Genomic DNA, 18,149 nt, shown 5'->3' on the forward strand with positions numbered 1-18,149 from the left:
TGAGATCGCGGCGTCGCGCCCCGGATCGCGCCGGGCGGGCCGCAGCGCCCCCGAGGCAGCTTTCCGCGATGGCCCTGGCTCGCTAGGTTGCACGGGTGCGCACGGCTCTCCAGGCCGCTGTCGGTCTCCTGCTCGCGCTGCTCGCCGGCCGCGCGGGCGCGTCGCTCTTCGCCACGATCGCGCCCGGCGCTCCTTCGCTGCCGCCGCCGATCGACCTCGCGGGCGCCGCCCCGGCAGGCGCTGCCGCCGCCCCGGCAGGCGCTGCCGCCGCCCCGGCAGGCGCTGCCGCTGCCGTCCGCCCTGCGCCGACCCCCGCGGCGTCCGCGCCCTCACCCGACGCCGCGCTCGCTGCGCGCGCCGACCCGATCGCGAGCTACACGCTGCGGGCGAGCCTCGATCCGGCGCAGCACACGATGCGCGGCGAGGGGACGCTGGTCTGGCGCAACGCCTCGCGCGCGCCGCAGCGCGAGCTGTTCGTCCACCTCTACCTGAACGGCTTCAAGAACCCGCGCACCGCCTTCCTCCGCGCGCCCGTCGGCGGCTTTCGCGGTAGCGAAATCCTGTACGATTACGGGCACATCCAGGTGACGCGCTTCGCCGTGCGCGAGATGGGAGGCGCGGACGTGTGGCCCGGGGGGAAGCCCACGACGCCCGGCGACCCCGAGGACGAGACCGACATCCGCGTGGAGCTGCCGCAGCCCGTGGCGCCCGGGGACGCGATCACGATCGACCTCGCGTGGGACGCGCACCTCCCCTCGCTCGCGCTGAGGACGGGCCACCACGGGAGCTTCCACATGGTGGGGCAGTGGTTCCCGAAGATCGCGCGCCTCGAGCCCGACGGGACCTGGGCGCATTTCGCGTACCACCGGCTCTCGGAGTTCTACGCGGACTTCGGCGCGTACGACGTGACCGTCGACGTGCCAGAGGGCTTCACGGTCGGGGCCACGGGCCGGCTCGTCGAGGAGCAGCGGCGCGACGGGCGGGCGGTCCGCCGGTTCGTGCAGGAGGACGTGCACGACTTCGCGTTCGCCGCGTGGGACCGCTTCCGCGAGATGCGCGCGACGACCGAGGACGGCGTCGCGATCCGGTGCCTGTACCCCGCGGGCAACGAGCGTGAGGCGGCGCTGGAGATCGACCTGGTCCGGTTCGGCCTGGCGCGCCTCGGCGCGGCGTTCGGCCGCTACCCGTACGGCACGCTCACGATCGTGCACCCGCCCGAGGGCGCCGAGGAGGCCGGCGGGATGGAGTACCCGACGCTCATCACGACCGGCGGTAGCTGGCTGTGGCCCGCGGTGGGCGTGCGCTTCGTCGAGACGGTCACGATGCACGAGCTCGCGCACCAGTGGTTCTACGGCCTGGTCGCCACGAACGAGCACCGCCACCCGTTCCTCGACGAGGGCCTCACCACGTACGCCGAGGCCGACGCGCTGCGCGCGCGCTACGGCGACGGCTCCGCGGCGCGGCTGCTCGGGATCGAGCTCGACCTCCTCGCGCAGTACCGCGTCGGCGCGATCGCGTCGGGCCACAACGGCGCCGTCGCGCAGCCGGCGACGGCGTTCATCGACGGCGAGGACTACGCCGGGCTCGCGTACACGCGGCCCGCGGTGCTCCTCGCGACCCTCGCGGGCGTGTACGGGGAGGACGTGGTGCGCCGCGCCGTCGGCCGCTACGCGCGCGAGAACCGCTTCCGGCACCCGGGCCCCGAGGCGCTGCTCGAAGCGATGCGGCGGGAGGCGGGCGACGAGGCGGCCGAGGCGCTCCGGGCCGGGCTCTTCGATGGCGCATGGGTCGACTACGCCGTCGCGACGTTCCAGTCGTGGCCCGCGGACGCCGCGTCGGACGCTCCGCCTGCGGACGCCGGGGCGGACGCTCCGCCCGCGGGCGGCAGCGAGGCGCCGGCCTACCGCGGGCACGCCGTCGTGCGGCGCCGCGGCTCCCTCGTGCTCCCCGTCGACGTCGAGCTGCACGGCGCGGACGGCGGTGTGCAGCGGGCGCGATGGCCGGCGCGCGAGAGCGTCGCCAGGATCGCGTACGCCGGCGCCTCGCCGCTCGTCGCCGTGGTGATCGACCCCGACCGCCGGGTGCTGCTCGACGACGACCTCGCGAACAACGCGCGCCGCTCGGACCGAGACCTCCTCGCGCCCGCGGTGCTCTCGCGCGCGAGCTTCGGCGTCGGGCTCGCGCTCACGCTCCTCGGACCATGAGCGCGCCGGTGGAGCAGGCAGCCACGGAGGAGGGCGCGCCGGCGGCAGAAGGGGCCGCAGCGGAGGAGGCCACGAGGGCGCCGAGCTCGCCGGCCGTCACCCGGGCCGAGCTGCCAGGCGCCCCACCGGCCCCACGGCGCCCCGCCGCGCACCAGCGGCTCGGCGCGGTCGCGCTCTACTTCGGCCACCGGGCGGTCGCCTCGGTCGTCGTCGCGACCCCGCTGTCCGTCCTCGCGGCCGAGGTCGTCGGCCACCACCCCCGCGGCGACGCCATCCTCTTCGACCCCGGCGGGCTGATGCTCACCGAGCTCGGTCGCCTCGCGGCGGTCGCCGCCTCGTCGATGGCCGCCCAGCTCGGCGTGGGCGCCCTGATCGCCGCCGCGCTCGGGCTGGTCCCGCTCGCGGTGCTCCTCGCCGCGCTGAGCCAGGGCGGGCCGCTCTCCGCGCAGGCCCTCGGAGGCCGCGTGGCGCGCGCCCTCGGCCCGCTCGCGCTGCTCTGGGGCCTGGCGCTCGCGGCCCAGGTCACCGCGGCGGCGCTCGTCCTGCTCCCCGGGATGCAGCTGTGCGCAGAGCTCCTGGTCCTGCCGCGCAGCCGCGACATCGCGGCGGTCGTTGTCGCCGCGGCCGCGCTGGTGCCGGTCGCGGCCATCGGCCTGCTCCACGATCTCGCGCGCGTCGCCCTCATCGACGAGCAGCGGGGCTTCTACGCCGCGGCCTCGAGGGGGCTCGCCACCCTGCAAGCGGCGCCGCTCGCGGCGGCCTGGGCCTGGGCTTCCCGCGGCGCCCTCGCGATCGTCGCGCTCGCCTGCGGGGCGTGGGGTATCCACCTCGCCGGCGTCGGAACGGGCCCGCGGGTCGCCGCCGCCTTCGCCGCGCAGCTCATGGCGCTCGCCGTCGCGGCCTACCTGCGCGCCTCCTGGCTCGCGGCCGCCCTGCGGCTGTCCGATCGCGCCGCTGCTCCCGGGCTTTGAAAGCATGAACGGACGGAACACGATGCAGAATTGCTTGACATGGCCCCGCATCCGCGTAACGTAGCCCGCCCGTGACCGACGCTTCGGCGTAAGCGCGGGGCCCGCAGCAAGCCCAGGTAGCTCAGTTGGTAGAGCAGAGGATTGAAAATCCTCGTGTGGGCGGTTCGATTCCGTCCCTGGGCACTATTCCTTCTTTCTTGTGCCGGCGAGCAGGCGCTGCCGCTCCGTCCTCACGTTCGTGCGTGAGCCTCTGCCTCGCCCGGATCCGCGCGTGTCGTTGCATCCAGGTTGATTCCGCCTGTCTCAGGCGATCTCAACAGCGGGTCGCCGGCGTGGGCGCGACGGTCTGTTCAGGAGTACTTTCGCGGGGTTGGCCCACATCGGGTGACAGTGGAACTTGGTTCCGGTGCGGTAGCGATCCTGATAAGGTGGCGGGGGGACCACTCGTTGCAACCTGAACACTCCGGAGGCGCCCCAGGGAAGGGCGCCCCCTCATGGAGGCTCCCTCATGACCGATCGTCGTGTCGACTCCTCGCGAAAGAGCTCTCCGGAAACGGCCTCCGCTTCCGACTCGGCGCCGCGGAGCCGGCCGACCGCGCCAGGTAACCAGGCCAGCGACGCAGCGAAGAAGAAGAAGATCCTCGTCGTCGACGACTCGCTGACTTCACTGCTGTCGCAGCAGCTCACGCTCGGCGTGGACGATTACGACATCGTCATCGCGCGCAACGGCAAGGAGGCCATTGCGAAGGCGGTGGCCGAGCGCCCCGATCTCATCCTGATGGATGTCGTCATGCCCGCCATGGACGGCTTTCAGGCCTGCAGATGGCTCCGCGCGTTCGACGCGACCAAGACGGTGCCGATCATCATGATGACGACGAGGAGCGATCAGACGAGCATCAAGATCGGCTTCGCCAACGGGTGCACCGACTACCTCATCAAGCCTTTTGACAGCGACACGCTGCTCACGAAGGTCCGCACCCACCTCGGCGAATAGGCAGCTCGCGCCGGGGCGGCGGAGGCGGGGCTCCAGGGGTGTGGGGAGGGGGTAGAAGCCGGGCCAGACCTCCGCACGAACAGGCGGGCGGCGCGCGGTCACCCTTCAGTTATTGATGGCGGCCCAGAACAGGAGGCCGGTCGGGAGATCGGTGCAGCTCCCCAGGTTGTCGACCTCCTGACGGCACCCGTCGACGTCGACGTCCCCACCCCGGCACGCGAACTCGTCTTCCACGCACGAGATGGCCGCGTCGAACTGCTCCTCGCAGCCCTGTGCCTCCGCCTCGCGCTCGGCGTCTTCGAGGTTGTCGATGCAGTCGTCTTCGTCATCCGGGCTGCAGTCCCCGGTGCAATCGCACCTGTCCTCGCACAGGCTCGAGATCGAGCTCCCACAGCCCGGGAGCAGGGCGAGCGCAAGGGCGACCGTGAACGAGCAAGCGAGCTTCAACGTGTACCTCCAACTTGGTCGCGCGGCGCGCGAGCTACGATGATGTGGCTTGTCTATCGCGTCCGCGGAGGAGGTACAAGCCGCACGTTCGCCGTCCCGGGGCGCTCGGCGCGGCCTCCGCGAGCTCCCGTCGCGCTCCCGCGGCCCGCGCGGGCCCTCGGTGACTCCGCTGCTGCCAGGCAACATGAGCGAGGTCGGACGCCTCCACGGATGATCCTCCGCGCCGACGACGAGCGATGTCGGGCATGGATACCCGCTCACGCGGGGGTGCTCGACCCGTCATCGCACAGAACTCGCGATTTCGCGCGGTCTCGTTCAGTTCCGCTTCGCATCCGCGGGCTGCGCCGGCCAGAGCCGCCGGAAGCCGACGCCGAGGAGGACGCCGTCGTCGCGCTGCACCAGGCCGCCGAAACGGCACTTCTCCACCAGCGTGCCCTCGGCCAGATCGCCGCCGTCCTGGAACCGGATGCGCTGGCCCTCGCTCAGGGCAGCGAAGACGCGCGCGTCGGACGCGACAGCGACGAGCGCCTCCGGCGCGGGGACGCGCAGCGGCGCGATGTCCGCGTGCTGAGCGCGGTGAACCACGCCGCGACTGGTGGTGGCGTGCGCGAGAAACGAGCGCCTTTGTTCGTCCGGGACGGAATATTTTGTCTCGGTGGCGTCGATCCAGATGTCGACCGTGGCGCCGCGCCTGAACAGGACCACGCCGGGCAGCGCTTTGCCTGCGGCGGTGGTCAGCGTGACCAGCTCGCCCACGCCCGGCTCGGTCGACGCGCGCCCGCCGAGGCGCTCGCGCACGGCGTCCACCGTCGGCTTCGGGGAGGCGGGCGCCGCGGCGCCAACGAGTTTGTCCAGCTTGACCAGGGGCAGCGAGAGCTTGCGCGACATTGGACCGGCGCATTCTACGCGAACTGGCGCGCGCCCGCCTGCGCGCGGCCCTGGAATCGCTCGGGGATCCGCCCGGGCGGTGCGCGCAGGCGGGCGCGGGGCCTGCGGGCGCCCCGTCACGGCAGCGATCGGATGAACCGGTGGACCTCCTCGTTGAACCGGTCCGGCTCCTCGAGAAAGGGGCAGTGGCCGCTCTCCTCGAAGACGAGGAGCCGCGCGTCGGGGAGGTGGCGAACGAGGTGCTCGCCGGCCGCGACCGGGACCAGCTTCTCGTCCCGCCCCATGACGACCAGCGATGGAACCGCGAGCGAGCGGAGGACCGGACGATAATCCCGCATCGTCTGATCGAAGAGGATCGACCCGGCGATCGACTGCTGCATGCGGGTGATCTCATCGAACATCCACCGCCGGTCGGCCTCGCCCGGCGGATCCTTGAACATGAGAGAGATGAACTCGTGCGCGAAGGCGTCGCGGTCGGTCTGGAGCTGCTCCATCGCCTCCGTCAGCGCCGGGAGGTCGAACGCGCCGAGCGGCCAGTCTGGCCACTTGAAGTCGGAGGGAGACTGCTCGACGAGCACGGTCGCCGCGAGGCGCGCGGTCCCGAACTGCCTCACGTACTCCCAGATCACGAGGCAACCCATCGACCACCCGACGAGCACCACCCCGTCGAGCGCGAGCCGCTCCAGGAACACGCGGAGATCGCGCGCATAGGTGGGGAGGGTGTGGCCCGACGGCACCTGGGTCGAGCGGCCGTGCGCCCGCAGGTCGGGCGCGACGGCGCGATGGCCGGCGGAGAAATACGGGAGCTGGCGGTGAAAGAAACGCCCGCTCATGCAGACGCCGTGGAGAAACACGATCGGGCGACCGTGCCCTAGCTCCTCGTAGTAAAGCTCACAACCTCCGAGGTCCAACCGAGCCATCGAGCACCTCCTGGAGGATCGGTTCCAGGCTGGTCAGGCGCGGCCACCCCGGCGCGTCAGCCCGGCGCCGGCCGCGGCAAACCCGGCTAGAGGCCGATGGCGCCGCGGTACATCCATCCTGTCTTCCCCCGGTGCTCGATCTTGTACCAATCGTTCTGTCGGCCAACGAGCTTGACGCGAGTCCCACGCACGAGGCGCATGACCACATCGCCCTCCTTGGGCGCCCCACGGACGAGCGCGGTATCCCAGCTCACGGTGGCGAGGCCGCTCGCCGCGGTCTCGCTCGTGGTCGTGCCGGCAGCCTGCTCCTGCTCCTCGCTGCCCGCCTCGGTCTTCGGAGCTTCCGCCTGCGCGCCCGGGGGGACGAAGGTGGCGGTGTAAACAAGGGAGTAGCGGCGGTACTTGTGGGGGACTTCCTCGAGGGAAACGTTCGAGAACTCGCGCGCGGCGCACTGGAGAATGCCGCTGACCGTCGAGGCGGGGAGGCTCGTCTTCTTCCCCTTGACGACCTGGACCTCCTTCTTCTCGAAGTTGAGCTCGAAGCCGATCGGGAGCTTGCCCTCGACCCCGAGCGCCGCCGGGCACTGCGCGAGCTCCTTCAGCCGCGGCAGCGCGAGCGGGTCGAACTGGAGCTCGCCGCAGTCCTCGATCTTCTTGTTCTTCTTGTCCGAGCAGCGCGTGATCCTGCCCGGGCCGACCACGATCTGCTGCTGGTTCTTCGCGGCGGCCTCGGGGGGCTTGGCGTCGGGCTCGGCGGTGCCGGGCGCGGCGGCCGCGGGGGAGGGCGCCGCGGGGGCCGCGGTCTCGGCCGTCGTCGGCTTGAGGTCGCCAGGGACGCTCGGGCCGATGCGGACGCCGGCCAGCCTGGGCCAGGCGACGCCGACGACGAACCCCACGAGCGCGATCACCCCCACCCGTGACCAGACCGGCTGCTCATCGCCGGGACGGGGGATGTCGACCGTCAGCGGGCGCTGCCGCTTCGCCATGTCCGCCTTCGCCATGCCTGCACGTCGCCTAGCACAGGTGGGCCGCCAGAACGAAATAGTCCGTTCGAGCAGGGCCGCTCAGCGAGGACCCGCAGGCGCCGCGGCCGCCGCGACGCCGGCCGCCTCGAGGAGCGGCCGCACCCTGGACTGCGCGATGGCGTAGACAGCGTTCACGCCGTCGCGCCGGGCATAGACGACGTTCGTGCCGCGGAAAGCGTCGCCCGCGCCGATCGCGATCGTGAAGGACCCCCCCGGGGGGCGCGGCGCGCCCGCGCCGCCCTCGGCCGGCGCGGCGGCCGGCCGAGCCAGATCGACGGCGATCCGGAGCCGCGGCGGGGTCAGGCCGTGGTGCTGCTCCGGCTTGCCCAGGGCGACGGCGCCCTCGGCGCGCAGGTCGGCGAGCGCGTCGCGGACGCCCGCGGCGGCGGTGCTCGCGTGATCGGCCGCCCCCGCGACGGTGAAGCCGCCCGGGGAGGCCTCGAGCACGACCGGCTTGCCGCTGGCCGGGGTGAGCGTCACCCGCGCGATGTCCTCGGGCGCGACGGCGAAGACGTCGCGGCGGAGGAGCAGGCGCCCGGCCGCGGTCTCGAGCGCCGGCGGGGCGACGAACACCGCGGCGCCGTCGCCGGCGCGCGCGAACGAGCCTGCGCCGGCGCGCGCGCCGATCTCGACCCGGGCCGCGCGCGCGGCGGCGTCGCCCGCGTCGGGCGCGGGGCTGAGCTCGGCCTCGACCACGAGCCGGGGCGCGGCGAGCCCGTAGCCCTGGCCGGGGTCCGGCGCGACCCAGCGCTCGGCCTTGAGGCCGCCGAGCAGCTCGGCAAGCTCCTCCGCGAGCGCGTTGTCGGCGGCCAGGCCCTCGCCGCTCGGCTCGACGAGCTGCCAGGCGCCATCGCCGGTTCTGCGGAGCCGCTGGACCAGGCCGGGGCGCTCGATGCGCAGCGCGCTGATCCGATCGGGCGGGAAATCGAACACCTGCATGGAGCGCAGCGAGACGTCCGAGGGGAGGAGCGCCCCGGCGGCCGCGGCCGGGATCTCGGCGATCGCGCCGTCCTCGAGCCGCCGGACGTGCACCACGCCGGCCTGCTCGGCGCCGATCTCGAGCGTCTCGAGCCGCTCCTGCGGCTCGCCCTCGCGCGGGGACTCCGCCGGCGTCGAGAGGACGCGGAGCGTGGCCCGCGGCGGATCGAGGCCGAGCGCGCGGGGGTCGCTCGCCGTCGGGAGCAGGCGCGTCGCGCGGACGTCGAGGATCGCCTGCACGAGGGCGCGGCCCGTCTCGGTCGGGACGGGCCGGTCCTCCGGGGCCCGCAGGTGCCACTCGCTGCCGGCGCGCGCGAGCTCCAGCGAGCGCGCGCCGCCCTCGCCGCGGTCGCCGACCGCGAGCTTCACCTCGGCGACCTCGTCGAGCGGCGCGCCCACGAGGGCAAGGTCGACGAATCGGGACGCGTCCTCGGTGAGCGGCTCGAGCGCGCTCTCGTGCACGCAGGCGGCCGCGCGCGTCGGCTCGCGCCGCACCGCGACGACGTGATCGGGCCGGTCCGGGCAGGCGCCGCCGAGCTCGATCACGCCGGGCTTCGCCGAGGGGTCGCTCGGCAGCAGCGTCAGGGTGACCCGAGGGCCGCCGGAGGCCGCGGCCTGCTGCGCCACCTCGTCGGGGAGGAACCCGTCGGCCTGCAGGCGGCCGAGCGCCGAGAGCACGCGGTCCATCGCCTCCGCGCTGACCCGGACGCCGCTGCCCTCGGGCGCGCCCTCGGCGAAGCGGAAGCCGGCGCCGCGGCCGCCACCCCACGGGGCGCGCGAGAAGCGCCGCGGGCCGCCGTCGCCGTCGAGCGTGAGCCCCGAGAGCTCCGTGGCGAGGTAGGGGACGAAGCTGCGGGAGCGGAGGCGATCCGGCGGAACGTCGAGCGCCGCGGCGAGCTGCTTCGTGATGACGAAGACGCCCCGGCCGGCGACCTCGGCGTAGACGGCGCCGGGCGGCGTCGGGGCGCTGCCGCCGAGCAGCAGCCGCTCGCGGCGCGGGCCCATCGCGAGCGCGATCGTGAGCCGGGGCGAGGCCAGGCCGAGGGCGGCGGCGTCGACCGCCTCGGCGGAGACGCGGCGCTCCGCCGTCGCGAACTCCAGGGTCCCGAGGAGCTGGTCGACCGTGGGCTCGTCGGCCGGGTAGCGCTGCCCGTCGATCTCGACGTTCCAGGGGCGCTGGCCCGCGTCGTTGACCTCGCCGCGGGTGAGCCGCGCTGTCTGCGGGGCGCCGGGCGACGCCATCGTCACGGTGAGCTCGGTGATCTCGTCGGGCCGCCACGCCTCGAAGAGGTTCCTCCGGCGGCGCTCGGCCTCGTCCGTGGACACCGAGCCCCGGTCGAGCACGAGGAGCACGACGGCGGCCGCGGCGGCGAGCGCGACCAGGATCAGCGTCGTCGCGTGCCGGCGGAGGGGCCGCATCACGGGGCCCCTTCGCGCTCGGATCCGCCCGGCGAGCCGCGCCCGGCGGGCGAGCCGGGGCCGCCCTTGTCGCCGGCGCGGCGCTCGGAGCCGCGCCGCGAGAGGTACACGGCGAGGCCGAAGAAGGCCGCCGCGAGCGGCATGTACAGGACGACGTAGCGGAAGATGCCGGCGAGCGAGTCCTCGCTGAGGCGGAGGCCCGCCGTGACCGCGGGCTTGTCGGGGATGTCGAGCATGGGCGGGCTCGCGGCGAGCCAGGACAGCGCGCTCTCGACGAACACGGCCGTCCCGCGGAGCTCGGGGCTCTGCCAGTTCGCGCCGTAGAGCGCGCTGGGCGAGCTGATCACCACGACCCGCGGCCCGTGCGCGGCGCTCGACCCGGCGGGCTTCGGCAGCTCGGCGGCGTAGGCGACCGTGAGCGGCCCCGGGTGATCGCCGGCGCGCGGCTTCGGCTCGGACGGGTCCCTGGCCCAGCCGAAGAAATCGACCATGCCGAAGGCCCGGTCGCTCGTGACGAGCAGCGGCGCCGGGGCGACCGGCCCGGCCTTCGTGGGCGCGAGCGAGCTCGCCACCGTGAGCACCGGGCCGAGGCCCTGATCGGCCGCCTTGACGAGCCCCTCGGTGATCGGGTGCGGCTTCACGATCGGCGAGAAGGTCTCGCCGAAGCCCTGCGTCGAGCGGAGCTTCGGATCGAGCTCGAACACGAAGTCCGACCGGAGCTCGACCCCCGCCACGGCGAGCAGGCCCGAGAGCCCGAGGTCCACGTAGCGCTGGTCGCTCTCGTCGGGCACGGGGCCGAGCGCGAGCAGCGCGCTGCCGCCCTTCTCGACGAACGCGCGGTAGCGGGCCACGTCGCGCGGGGGTACGGGCTGGCTCGGCTCGGCGAGGACGAGCACGCGGCAGCGGCCGAGATCGACCTCCGGCGCGGGCTCCTTCGGCGCGGCGCCGGGCTCGTCGCCGTGATCGTGATCGTGGTCGTGGTCGGCGTGGCCGCCGTCGAGCTCCACGACCTCGTAGTTGTTCTTGTTGAGCCGGTCCTTGAGCGCGGCGAGCCCGCCGGCGCCGCCGACCTCGATCGACTTCTCGCCGTGGCCTCCCGCGAAGCAGACCATCGGCCGCTCGCTGCGCACGACGCTGCGGATCGCGCCGGTCAGCGCCTGCTCGAGCCGCGGGCGCGCCCGCAGGTCGTCCTCGTCCTCGACCTCGACCAGGTCGCTCGCGGTCAGGAAGTGCGGCCTGTCGCCGCGCGCGACGATGATCGCCGCGTCCGTGACGATCCGCCCGTCCTCCGTCTTGCCCGCCACGACGCCGTAGCGCTGCTGCACGGCCAGGAACTCCGCCGGGCGCCGGTCCGGGTCGGTCACCTCGACCTGGATCCGCGACGTCTCGGCGCGGTACGCGTCGAGCAGGTGCCGCACCGAGAGCGTCAGCGGGTCGCCCTCGGAGAGCAGGACGTAGACGCGGATCGGCTCCTCGAGCGCGCGCAGCGTCGAGACCGTCGCGTCGCTCAGCGTGTACAGGCCGCCCTGCGTCCAGTCCCAGCGCCTGTAGTGGCGGGCGACGAGCAGGTTGACGAGCACCGCGAGCACCATCGCGGCGATGATGCCGACGCTCGCCGACAGCTTCTCGCCGAGCGAGGTGCCCGGAGGCGGAGTCCCGATCGGCGCGGACGGAGGGACCCGCGAAGGCGGAGTCCCGACCTGCGCGGACGGCGGGACCTGGCGCGGCTGCTCTTCGGCCATCAGCCCCACCTCCACGCGTCCACCGCGCGCACGGTCACGAACAGCGGGAGCGCGATCACCGTGGCGTCGAACACGAGCCGGCGCAGGTCGACGATCCCGCGGGAGAAATCGTTCATCTGCGTCCACACCGAGACGTAGGCGCAGAGGTCGTGCGCCGGGCCGTCCGGAAAGATGAACTCCCCGATGCCGAGGATGAACAGGCCCATCACCGCCATCGTGCTGAGCACCGCGGCCATGAGCTGGCTCTTCGTGAGCGCGCTCGTCATCGTCCCGATCGCGAGGTAACCGGCGCCGATCGCGACCACGGCGAGGTAGCTCGACCCCACGACCCGCCAGTCGAGCTCGCCGGTCCTCCCGATGAGGACCACGTAGAGCAGCGTCGGCGCCCACATCGCGACGTACGTCACGAGCGCCGCGGCGTACTTCGCCAGGACGACGCCGGTGGACCCCACGGGCGCCGTCAGCAGCGCCTCGATGGTGCCGCTCCTGCGCTCCTCGGCGAAGAGCCGCATCGTGAGCAGCGGGCACACGAAGAGCAGCGGCAGGTAGATCAGGATCGTCTGGCCGAAGAAGACCTGCACCGGGCCCGTGTCGGCCGAGAGCTCCACCTCGCCCGCGAACTGGGTCGCGATCAGAAAGAAGTGCACGCCCTGCACGAGCAGGAACGTGGTGATCAGCACCCACGCGAGCGGCGTCACGAACAGCGAGAAGAGCTCGCGCTTGAAGATCGGCCAGAAGCCCCTCACCGCCGCTCCTTCTCCGTGCCGCCCGTGCCGCCCGTGCCGCCCGTGCCGCCCGTGCCGCCCGTGCCGCCCGTGCCGCCCGTGCCGCCCGTGCCGCGGCGCCCCGCGCTGCCCTTCTTCCGGGGCGCCCGCGGGGGCGCCTCGCTGCCGCCGACCGGCCCGGCGGCGGCCGGCTCCCCGGCGGCGCCCTGCTCGCCGCCGTCGTCGCCGGCGGTCAGCTCGGAGAAGACCTGCTCCAGCGAGGGGGCGTGCGGGACGAGCTCGCGCACGCCGATGCCCGCGCCGACCAGCGCGCGCACGAGGCGCTCGGTGGCCTCGCCAGGATCGGCGGCGGCGTCGAACTCCACCGTGAGCCGCGCCGCGTCGCCGGCCGGCTCCGCCTCGGCCGAGCGGACGTCCGCCGCGCCGCGCGCCGCCGCGAGCGCCGCGTCGGCCGCGCCGCGCACGACCAGGCGAACGCCCGAGGCGCGCCGCATCGCGCGCAGCTCGTCGATCGACCCCTCGGCGACGAGCCGCCCCCGCGCGATCACGACCGCCCGCGTGCAGGTCGCCTCGACCTCGGAGAGGATGTGCGTCGACAGGAGCACGGTGCGGTCGCGCCCGAGCCGGCGCACGAGCGCGCGCACCTCGCGGATCTGGTTCGGATCGAGGCCCGCCGTCGGCTCGTCGAGGATGAGCAGCGGCGGGTCGCTGACGAGCGCGTCCGCGAGGCCGACCCGCTGCCGGTAGCCCTTCGAGAGGTGGCCGATCATGACGCTCGCCACGTCCTCGACGCGCGCGTCGCGCAGGGCGCGCGCGACAGCGTCGCGGCGCGCGCGCCGGGGCACGAGCTTCAGCTCGGCGCGGAAGGCGAGGTACTCCGAGACGCGCATCTCCGGGTAGAGCGGCGAGGTCTCGGGCATGTACCCGAGCGAGGCCCGCGCGCGCATCGGCTCCTCCGCGATGTCGTACCCGGCCACCCGCACGCGGCCGGAGGTCGCGCCGAGGAACCCCGCGAGGATGCGCAGGGTCGTGCTCTTGCCCGCCCCGTTCGGGCCGAGGAAGCCGACGATCTCGCCCTGGTTCACCCGGAACGAGAGATCGCTCACCGCCTGGTGAGGACCGTAGGACTTGGAGAGGTGCTCGACCTCGATCATCGGGACATCGGGGGGTCGGGGCCGTCGGCGCGGCGATCCTTGCCAGCGCGCGCGGCACGCGCACGCACGCTGGAACGATCGCGCGGAACGCTTAGCGCACCGGGCGGGGTAGGGGAAGCGCGCGCCGGGCGTCCGGGCGCTGCGGCGGACGCGGGGCGCGCCGATCGCCGCCGAGTAGCCAGAGCCGCGCGTCTCTGGTAACCCTCCGCCGTCGCGCCCGGCGGCCCGGGCGCTCAGGCCACGGGCCCCTCCGCCGTGCGACGCACCCGGTGCGCCGAGCGCCGCGGCCCCCTCACACCCACCGCTTCACGATGGATCAGACGCTCCTCCGGTCGTATTTCTCGACCATCTACGAGTTCCCCACGGCGGCGGGCACGCTGCGCGTCTCGCTGGACGGCGAGATCGTCCAGGACCAGGCCGGGCTCCCCGACCTCCTGACCCGCAAGTTCGCCGTGCTCACCGCCTACAACCCGCGCTCGATGCTCATCCCTCGCCGGGTGAACGATCAGCGCCACCACGTGCTCCGCGATCTCTTGATCCTCGGGTGCTACCGGGTGGAGCCGTGCGTGGGATCCGAGGCCGAGCCGGAGGGCATCTGGCGCGAGCCGGCCTGGCTCGTCCACGGCATGGACCGCGACGAGGCGATCGCCTTCGGCCGGGTCTTCCGGCAGAACACGATCGTCTTCGCGCAAGGCGGCCGGCCGGAGCTCATCATCACGGACCCGACGGCAGACGACATCGGCCGAACTTTCCAGGGCAACTGGCGCGTTCGGTCGTGACGCTGGGGGCGGCCGCGGACGCGGATCGCCGATTCCATGTTGAAACATACCCGCAAAATATGGGTTCATGCCCAGGCGTTTAGGGATGGGCGGACCGGCCTCGCTCACCACATGAGGAGACACAGCAGAATGCGCACCCAGGTCACCCTCGCGGCGCTCGCCGCGCTCGGGCTCGTCGCCGGCGCTGGCGGCTGCGGCCAGAACAAGGTCTCGGAGTGCAACGCGCTCATCGAGGTCATCAACAAGGGCGTTCAGAGCATCGAGAAGGGCACCAAGGCTGGCACCGACCAGGGCGGGTCGAGCGAGCTGAAGGCGATGGCCGATGCGATGGACAAGGTGGCGGCCGACGCGGCGCAGGTGAAGCTGACCACCCCGGAGCTGCAGAAGTTCTCGGGCGAGTACCAGGCGATGGCCAAGGACGTCGCCAAGGCCGCGCGCGACCTCGCGACCGCGGCCGACGCGAACGACGCGGAGAAGAGCAACACCGCTCAGGCCGCGATCGAGAAGGCGATCAAGCAGGAAGATCCGCTCGTCGACAACATCAACAAGTTCTGTCAGGCGCCCTGAGGAGGCCGGCCCACCGGGGCCGGGCTCGGCGGGGCGCTCGCGCCGGTCGTGGACAGGCAGGCGCGCGCGCCTCGCGCGGCGCGCTGCGCGACGGCGCGCACCGCGGCCCGGCGACCCGTGATCAGGGCACGAAGCGGTAGCCGACCCCGCGCACCGTCACGAGGTGGCGCGGCGCGGCGGCGTCGTCCTCGAGCTTGTTGCGGAGCTGGAGGATGAAGTTGTCGATCGTGCGCGGGGTCCCGTGGTGAGTCGGGCCCCACACCTTGGCCTGGATCTGCTCCCTGGACAGGACCCGGCCGCCGGCCTCGGCGAGGCAGAGCAGCACGTCGAACTCGGTCGCCGTGAGCTCGATCAGCGCGTCGCCGCGGCGGACCTCGCGCGTCGCCGCGTCGATCACGATGTCGCCGGCGCGGAGCTGCTCCGCGTTCGCGCGCGCGATCGCGTCGCGCCGGAGCACCGCCTTCACCCGGGCGAGCAGCTCGGCCAGGCTGAACGGCTTCGTGATGTAGTCCTCGGCGCCGAGCTCGAGGCCCATCACCTTGTCCATCTCGGCGCCGCGCGCGGACAGCATGATCACCGGCAGGGTGCGCCGCTCGCTCCGCAGGATGCGGAGCAGCTCGAAGCCGTTCAGGCGGGGGAGCATCACGTCGATGATGATGAGATCGATCCCGCCGGCGCGGGCGAGCGCGAGCCCGCGCTCGCCGTCCTCGGCCACGAGGACGCGGTAGCCCTCCGCGGTCAGGTTCATCTCGAGACCCATCGCGATGCTGGGATCGTCCTCCACGAGCAGGACGGTCCGCGCTGAGGCTTGAGGGTTCCGGGTCATGCTGGGGACGTCCTCTAGCATGTCCATGTCCGGACCGGAGGCGCCGCGCCTACGGCGGCGCGTCCGCTCCGGCGGCGTGCTTCGCGGCCTCGGGGGGCGCGGCGACGGCGACGGCGTCGCGCGCGGGGACGGCGTCGGGCGCGGCGCCCGGCGCGTCCGGCGCGTCCGGTGAACGTTTCCCGGCGGGGCTCGTCCTGGGCGCGTTCCGGATCGGCAGCACGAGCGTGAACGTGCTGCCCTTCCCCGGCTCGCTGTCCACGAGGATCCGGCCCCGGTGCGCGCGGATGACGTGCTTGACGATCGACAGCCCGAGCCCGGAGCCCTCCTGCTGTCGGGCCAGGAGATCGTCGACCCGGTAGAACTTCTCGAAGATCCGCTTGTGCTCCTTGCGAGCGATGCCCTTGCCGTTGTCTCGCACGGTGATCAGCGCCGACCGGTTGACGACATGGGCGGAGACGCAGATCTTCCTCGGCTGACCGCCGTACTTGTAGGCGTTCGAGAGCAGGTTGACGATCGCGTCGACGAGCGCGCTCCGATCGCAGAGCACGGGCGGGAGGTTCGCGTCGACGTCGATGTCGAGCTCGACGCTGCGCTTCTCGCGGGTCGGCTCGAAGGCGTGGACCGCCTCGTCGACGACGTCCTCGAGGTGGTGCTCGGAGAGCTCGTAGACGCGCCGGCCGCTCTCCATGCGCCCCCAGTCGAGCAGCCGGTCGATGAGCTGCTGGAGGCGGGCGCTCTCCTTGGTGAGCGCGTCGATGCAGCGGTCCTCGCTGACCGTGTCGCCGCGACGGAGCTTGAGCGTCTCGGTGAACATCCGGATCGACGTGAGCGGCGTGCGAAGCTCGTGCGAGACCTTGGACACGAAGTCGGCCTGGAGCTCGGACAGGTTGCGCTCGCGCCGGAGGAACACCCACACGAGGATGACCCCGGTCGCGAGCGTCCCGCAGAACGTGAGCACCAGGATGCCCATGATGAGGTTGTACTGGGCCTCGCCGAGCACGAGCAGGAGGAAGCCGACGCCCGACAGGAGCACGCCGGGGACGATGACGAGGTAGACGAGGAGCTGGATGATCCGCCGGTAGCCGAGCGTGGTGAGGTCGCGCCGCGGGGTCCGCATGACGGCCAGCTTAGTTGGGCCGCGCGCCGCCCGCGAGCGGCCTCGGGCGCGGGCCTACGGCTCGATCCGCTCCAGCACGAGCGCGGGCGCCTCGGCCGGCGCCGGGCCGAGCCGGAAGGCGGCGCGGACGCGATCGGCCGCGGCCTTCGCGTCCTCCGTCCGGCGGGCGTGGATGCGGGCGAGGGGCGCCCCGCGGTCCACCCGGTCGCCGCGCGTGGCGGCGAGCTCGATCCCCACGGCGGGGTCCACGCGCTGGTCGGCGCGCGTCCGTCCGGCGCCGAGCGCCACCGCGGAGAGCCCGATCTCCAGCGGATCCACGGCGACGACGTACCCCTCGTCCTGCGCCGCGACCTCGACCACGACGGGGGCGCTGGGGAGCCGGCCCAGATCTCGCACCACGGCCGGATCGCCCTTCTGCGCGGCGATCATCCGCGCGAGCACCTCGGCCGCCGCGCCGCTCGCGATGGCGGCCTCGAGCTTGACGCGCGCCTCGGCGGCGCTCGCCGCGGCGCCGCCGGCGATCAGCATCTCCTCGGCGAGGGCGAGCGTGCACGCGACGAGGTCGGCCGGGCCCCCGCCGTGCAGCACCTCGATCGCCTCGCGCGTCTCGATCGCGTTGCCGACGGTGCGCCCGAGGGGCGCGCTCATGTCGGTGAGCAGCGCGGAGACGCGCTTGCCGGCCGCGGTCCCGACGCGCACGAGCGCGGTCCCGAGCGCGCGGGCGTCGTCCAGGGTCTTCATGAACGCGCCCCGCCCGACCTTGACGTCGAGCACGAGTGCGTCGATGCCCTCCGCGAGCTTCTTCGAGAGGATGCTGGCGACGATGAGCGGGATCGACTCGACCGTGGCGGTCACGTCGCGCAGCGCGTAGATGCGCTTGTCCGAGGGCGCGATCCGCTCGGTCTGCCCGATCATGCACGTCCCGACCTCGCGGACGATGCGCGCGAACGTGGCGGTGTCGAGCCCGACGTCGAACCCCGGGATCGCCTCGAGCTTGTCGAGGGTGCCGCCCGTGTGGCCGAGCCCGCGGCCGGACACCATCGGGACGGGCACGCCGCAGGCGGCGACGAGGGGGGCGAGGCAGATCGAGACCTTGTCCCCGACGCCGCCGGTCGAGTGCTTGTCGACCTTCCGCCCGGGCACGCTCGACAGGTCGAGGACGTCGCCCGAGTGGAGCATCGCCTTCGTGAGCGCGACGGTCTCGGCGTCGTCCATGCCGCGGAAGAAGACGGCCATGAGCAGCGCGCTCATCTGGTAGTCGGCGAGCTCGCCTTCGCCGTGGGCGCGGATGATCCGCGCGATCTCGTCCTCGGACAGCCGCCCGCCGTCGCGCTTCTTCGCGACGAGCTCGACAAGGGTGTGCATCGGCGCCGAGCTTAGCCGGGTTCGACCC

16 protein-coding genes and 1 tRNA gene are annotated in these 18,149 nt (G+C 73.5%); 6 read left to right on the forward strand and 11 right to left on the reverse strand.

What is annotated here, in order from left to right:
* The first annotated feature begins 95 nt into the window (after positions 1 to 95).
* The 4 genes from WME96_RS11945 to WME96_RS11960 all read left to right on the forward strand — a co-directional run bounded on the left by WME96_RS11945 (position 96) and on the right by WME96_RS11960 (position 4,169).
* Positions 96 to 2,204 carry a M1 family metallopeptidase gene (locus WME96_RS11945; RefSeq protein ID WP_437290274.1) on the forward strand — a complete coding sequence of 703 codons (2,109 nt, stop codon included), beginning with the start codon at positions 96 to 98 and terminating at the stop codon, positions 2,202 to 2,204.
* Positions 2,201 to 3,175, forward strand: a complete 975-nt coding sequence (locus tag WME96_RS11950) for a hypothetical protein (protein WP_437290275.1) — start codon at positions 2,201 to 2,203, stop codon at positions 3,173 to 3,175. Before WME96_RS11945 ends, WME96_RS11950 begins: the two co-directional genes overlap by 4 nt.
* 110 nt (positions 3,176 to 3,285) lie before the next feature.
* Positions 3,286 to 3,358 (forward strand) — tRNA-Phe (locus WME96_RS11955).
* Between the two features lie 325 nt (positions 3,359 to 3,683).
* Entirely contained in the window at positions 3,684 to 4,169 is a 486-nt protein-coding gene (locus WME96_RS11960; protein WP_437290276.1) for a response regulator, read from the forward strand.
* Positions 4,170 to 4,274: 105 nt separating this feature from the next.
* On the opposite strand, the gene WME96_RS11965 is transcribed toward WME96_RS11960, so the two are convergent.
* The 8 genes from WME96_RS11965 to WME96_RS12000 all read right to left on the reverse strand — a co-directional run bounded on the left by WME96_RS11965 (position 4,275) and on the right by WME96_RS12000 (position 13,467).
* Positions 4,275 to 4,616: a hypothetical protein gene (locus tag WME96_RS11965; protein ID WP_437290277.1), complete on the reverse strand. Its 342-nt coding sequence runs from the start codon at positions 4,614 to 4,616 to the stop codon at positions 4,275 to 4,277.
* Between the two features lie 315 nt (positions 4,617 to 4,931).
* Positions 4,932 to 5,504, reverse strand: coding sequence for a hypothetical protein (locus WME96_RS11970; protein WP_437290278.1), 573 nt, complete (start codon positions 5,502 to 5,504; stop codon positions 4,932 to 4,934).
* Between the two features lie 116 nt (positions 5,505 to 5,620).
* The gene (locus WME96_RS11975; protein ID WP_437290279.1) at positions 5,621 to 6,424 is read right to left on the reverse strand and encodes an alpha/beta fold hydrolase; all 804 of its coding nucleotides are present in this window, start codon (positions 6,422 to 6,424) and stop codon (positions 5,621 to 5,623) included.
* An 86-nt stretch (positions 6,425 to 6,510) separates the two neighbouring features.
* Positions 6,511 to 7,425: an SH3 domain-containing protein gene (locus tag WME96_RS11980; RefSeq protein ID WP_437290280.1), complete on the reverse strand. Its 915-nt coding sequence runs from the start codon at positions 7,423 to 7,425 to the stop codon at positions 6,511 to 6,513.
* A 63-nt stretch (positions 7,426 to 7,488) separates the two neighbouring features.
* Entirely contained in the window at positions 7,489 to 9,846 is a 2,358-nt protein-coding gene (locus WME96_RS11985) for a DUF4340 domain-containing protein (RefSeq protein ID WP_437290281.1), read from the reverse strand.
* On the reverse strand, positions 9,846 to 11,588 hold the full coding sequence (locus tag WME96_RS11990) for a GldG family protein (protein ID WP_437290282.1): 1,743 nt from the start codon (positions 11,586 to 11,588) through the stop codon (positions 9,846 to 9,848). Before WME96_RS11990 ends, WME96_RS11985 begins: the two co-directional genes overlap by 1 nt.
* Positions 11,588 to 12,334, reverse strand: a complete 747-nt coding sequence (locus tag WME96_RS11995; protein ID WP_061618146.1) for an ABC transporter permease — start codon at positions 12,332 to 12,334, stop codon at positions 11,588 to 11,590. The genes WME96_RS11990 and WME96_RS11995 overlap by 1 nt, the downstream gene beginning before the upstream one ends.
* Entirely contained in the window at positions 12,331 to 13,467 is a 1,137-nt protein-coding gene (locus WME96_RS12000; protein ID WP_437290283.1) for an ABC transporter ATP-binding protein, read from the reverse strand. The genes WME96_RS11995 and WME96_RS12000 overlap by 4 nt, the downstream gene beginning before the upstream one ends.
* 311 nt (positions 13,468 to 13,778) lie before the next feature.
* Here WME96_RS12000 and WME96_RS12005 point away from each other — a divergent pair, with 311 nt between their 5' ends.
* Entirely contained in the window at positions 13,779 to 14,246 is a 468-nt protein-coding gene (locus WME96_RS12005; RefSeq protein WP_061607955.1) for a DUF3293 domain-containing protein, read from the forward strand.
* Positions 14,247 to 14,375: 129 nt separating this feature from the next.
* The gene (locus WME96_RS12010) at positions 14,376 to 14,813 is read left to right on the forward strand and encodes a hypothetical protein (protein ID WP_061616526.1); all 438 of its coding nucleotides are present in this window, start codon (positions 14,376 to 14,378) and stop codon (positions 14,811 to 14,813) included.
* A 121-nt stretch (positions 14,814 to 14,934) separates the two neighbouring features.
* Here WME96_RS12010 and WME96_RS12015 read toward each other — a convergent pair whose 3' ends face one another.
* Genes WME96_RS12015 through WME96_RS12025 form a run of 3 tightly spaced genes read right to left on the reverse strand, consistent with a single transcriptional unit; the run spans position 14,935 to position 18,121 of the window.
* On the reverse strand, positions 14,935 to 15,639 hold the full coding sequence (locus tag WME96_RS12015) for a response regulator transcription factor (RefSeq protein WP_433935587.1): 705 nt from the start codon (positions 15,637 to 15,639) through the stop codon (positions 14,935 to 14,937).
* 49 nt (positions 15,640 to 15,688) lie between these two features.
* Complete coding sequence (locus WME96_RS12020; protein WP_437290284.1) at positions 15,689 to 16,756, reverse strand: sensor histidine kinase; 1,068 nt, start codon at positions 16,754 to 16,756, stop codon at positions 15,689 to 15,691.
* 54 nt (positions 16,757 to 16,810) lie between these two features.
* Positions 16,811 to 18,121: a thymidine phosphorylase gene (locus WME96_RS12025; RefSeq protein ID WP_437290285.1), complete on the reverse strand. Its 1,311-nt coding sequence runs from the start codon at positions 18,119 to 18,121 to the stop codon at positions 16,811 to 16,813.
* Positions 18,122 to 18,149 lie beyond the last annotated feature (28 nt).

The organism is Sorangium sp. So ce406 (genome assembly GCF_051474675.1).
Classification (GTDB): domain Bacteria; phylum Myxococcota_A; class Polyangia; order Polyangiales; family Polyangiaceae; genus Sorangium; species Sorangium cellulosum_G.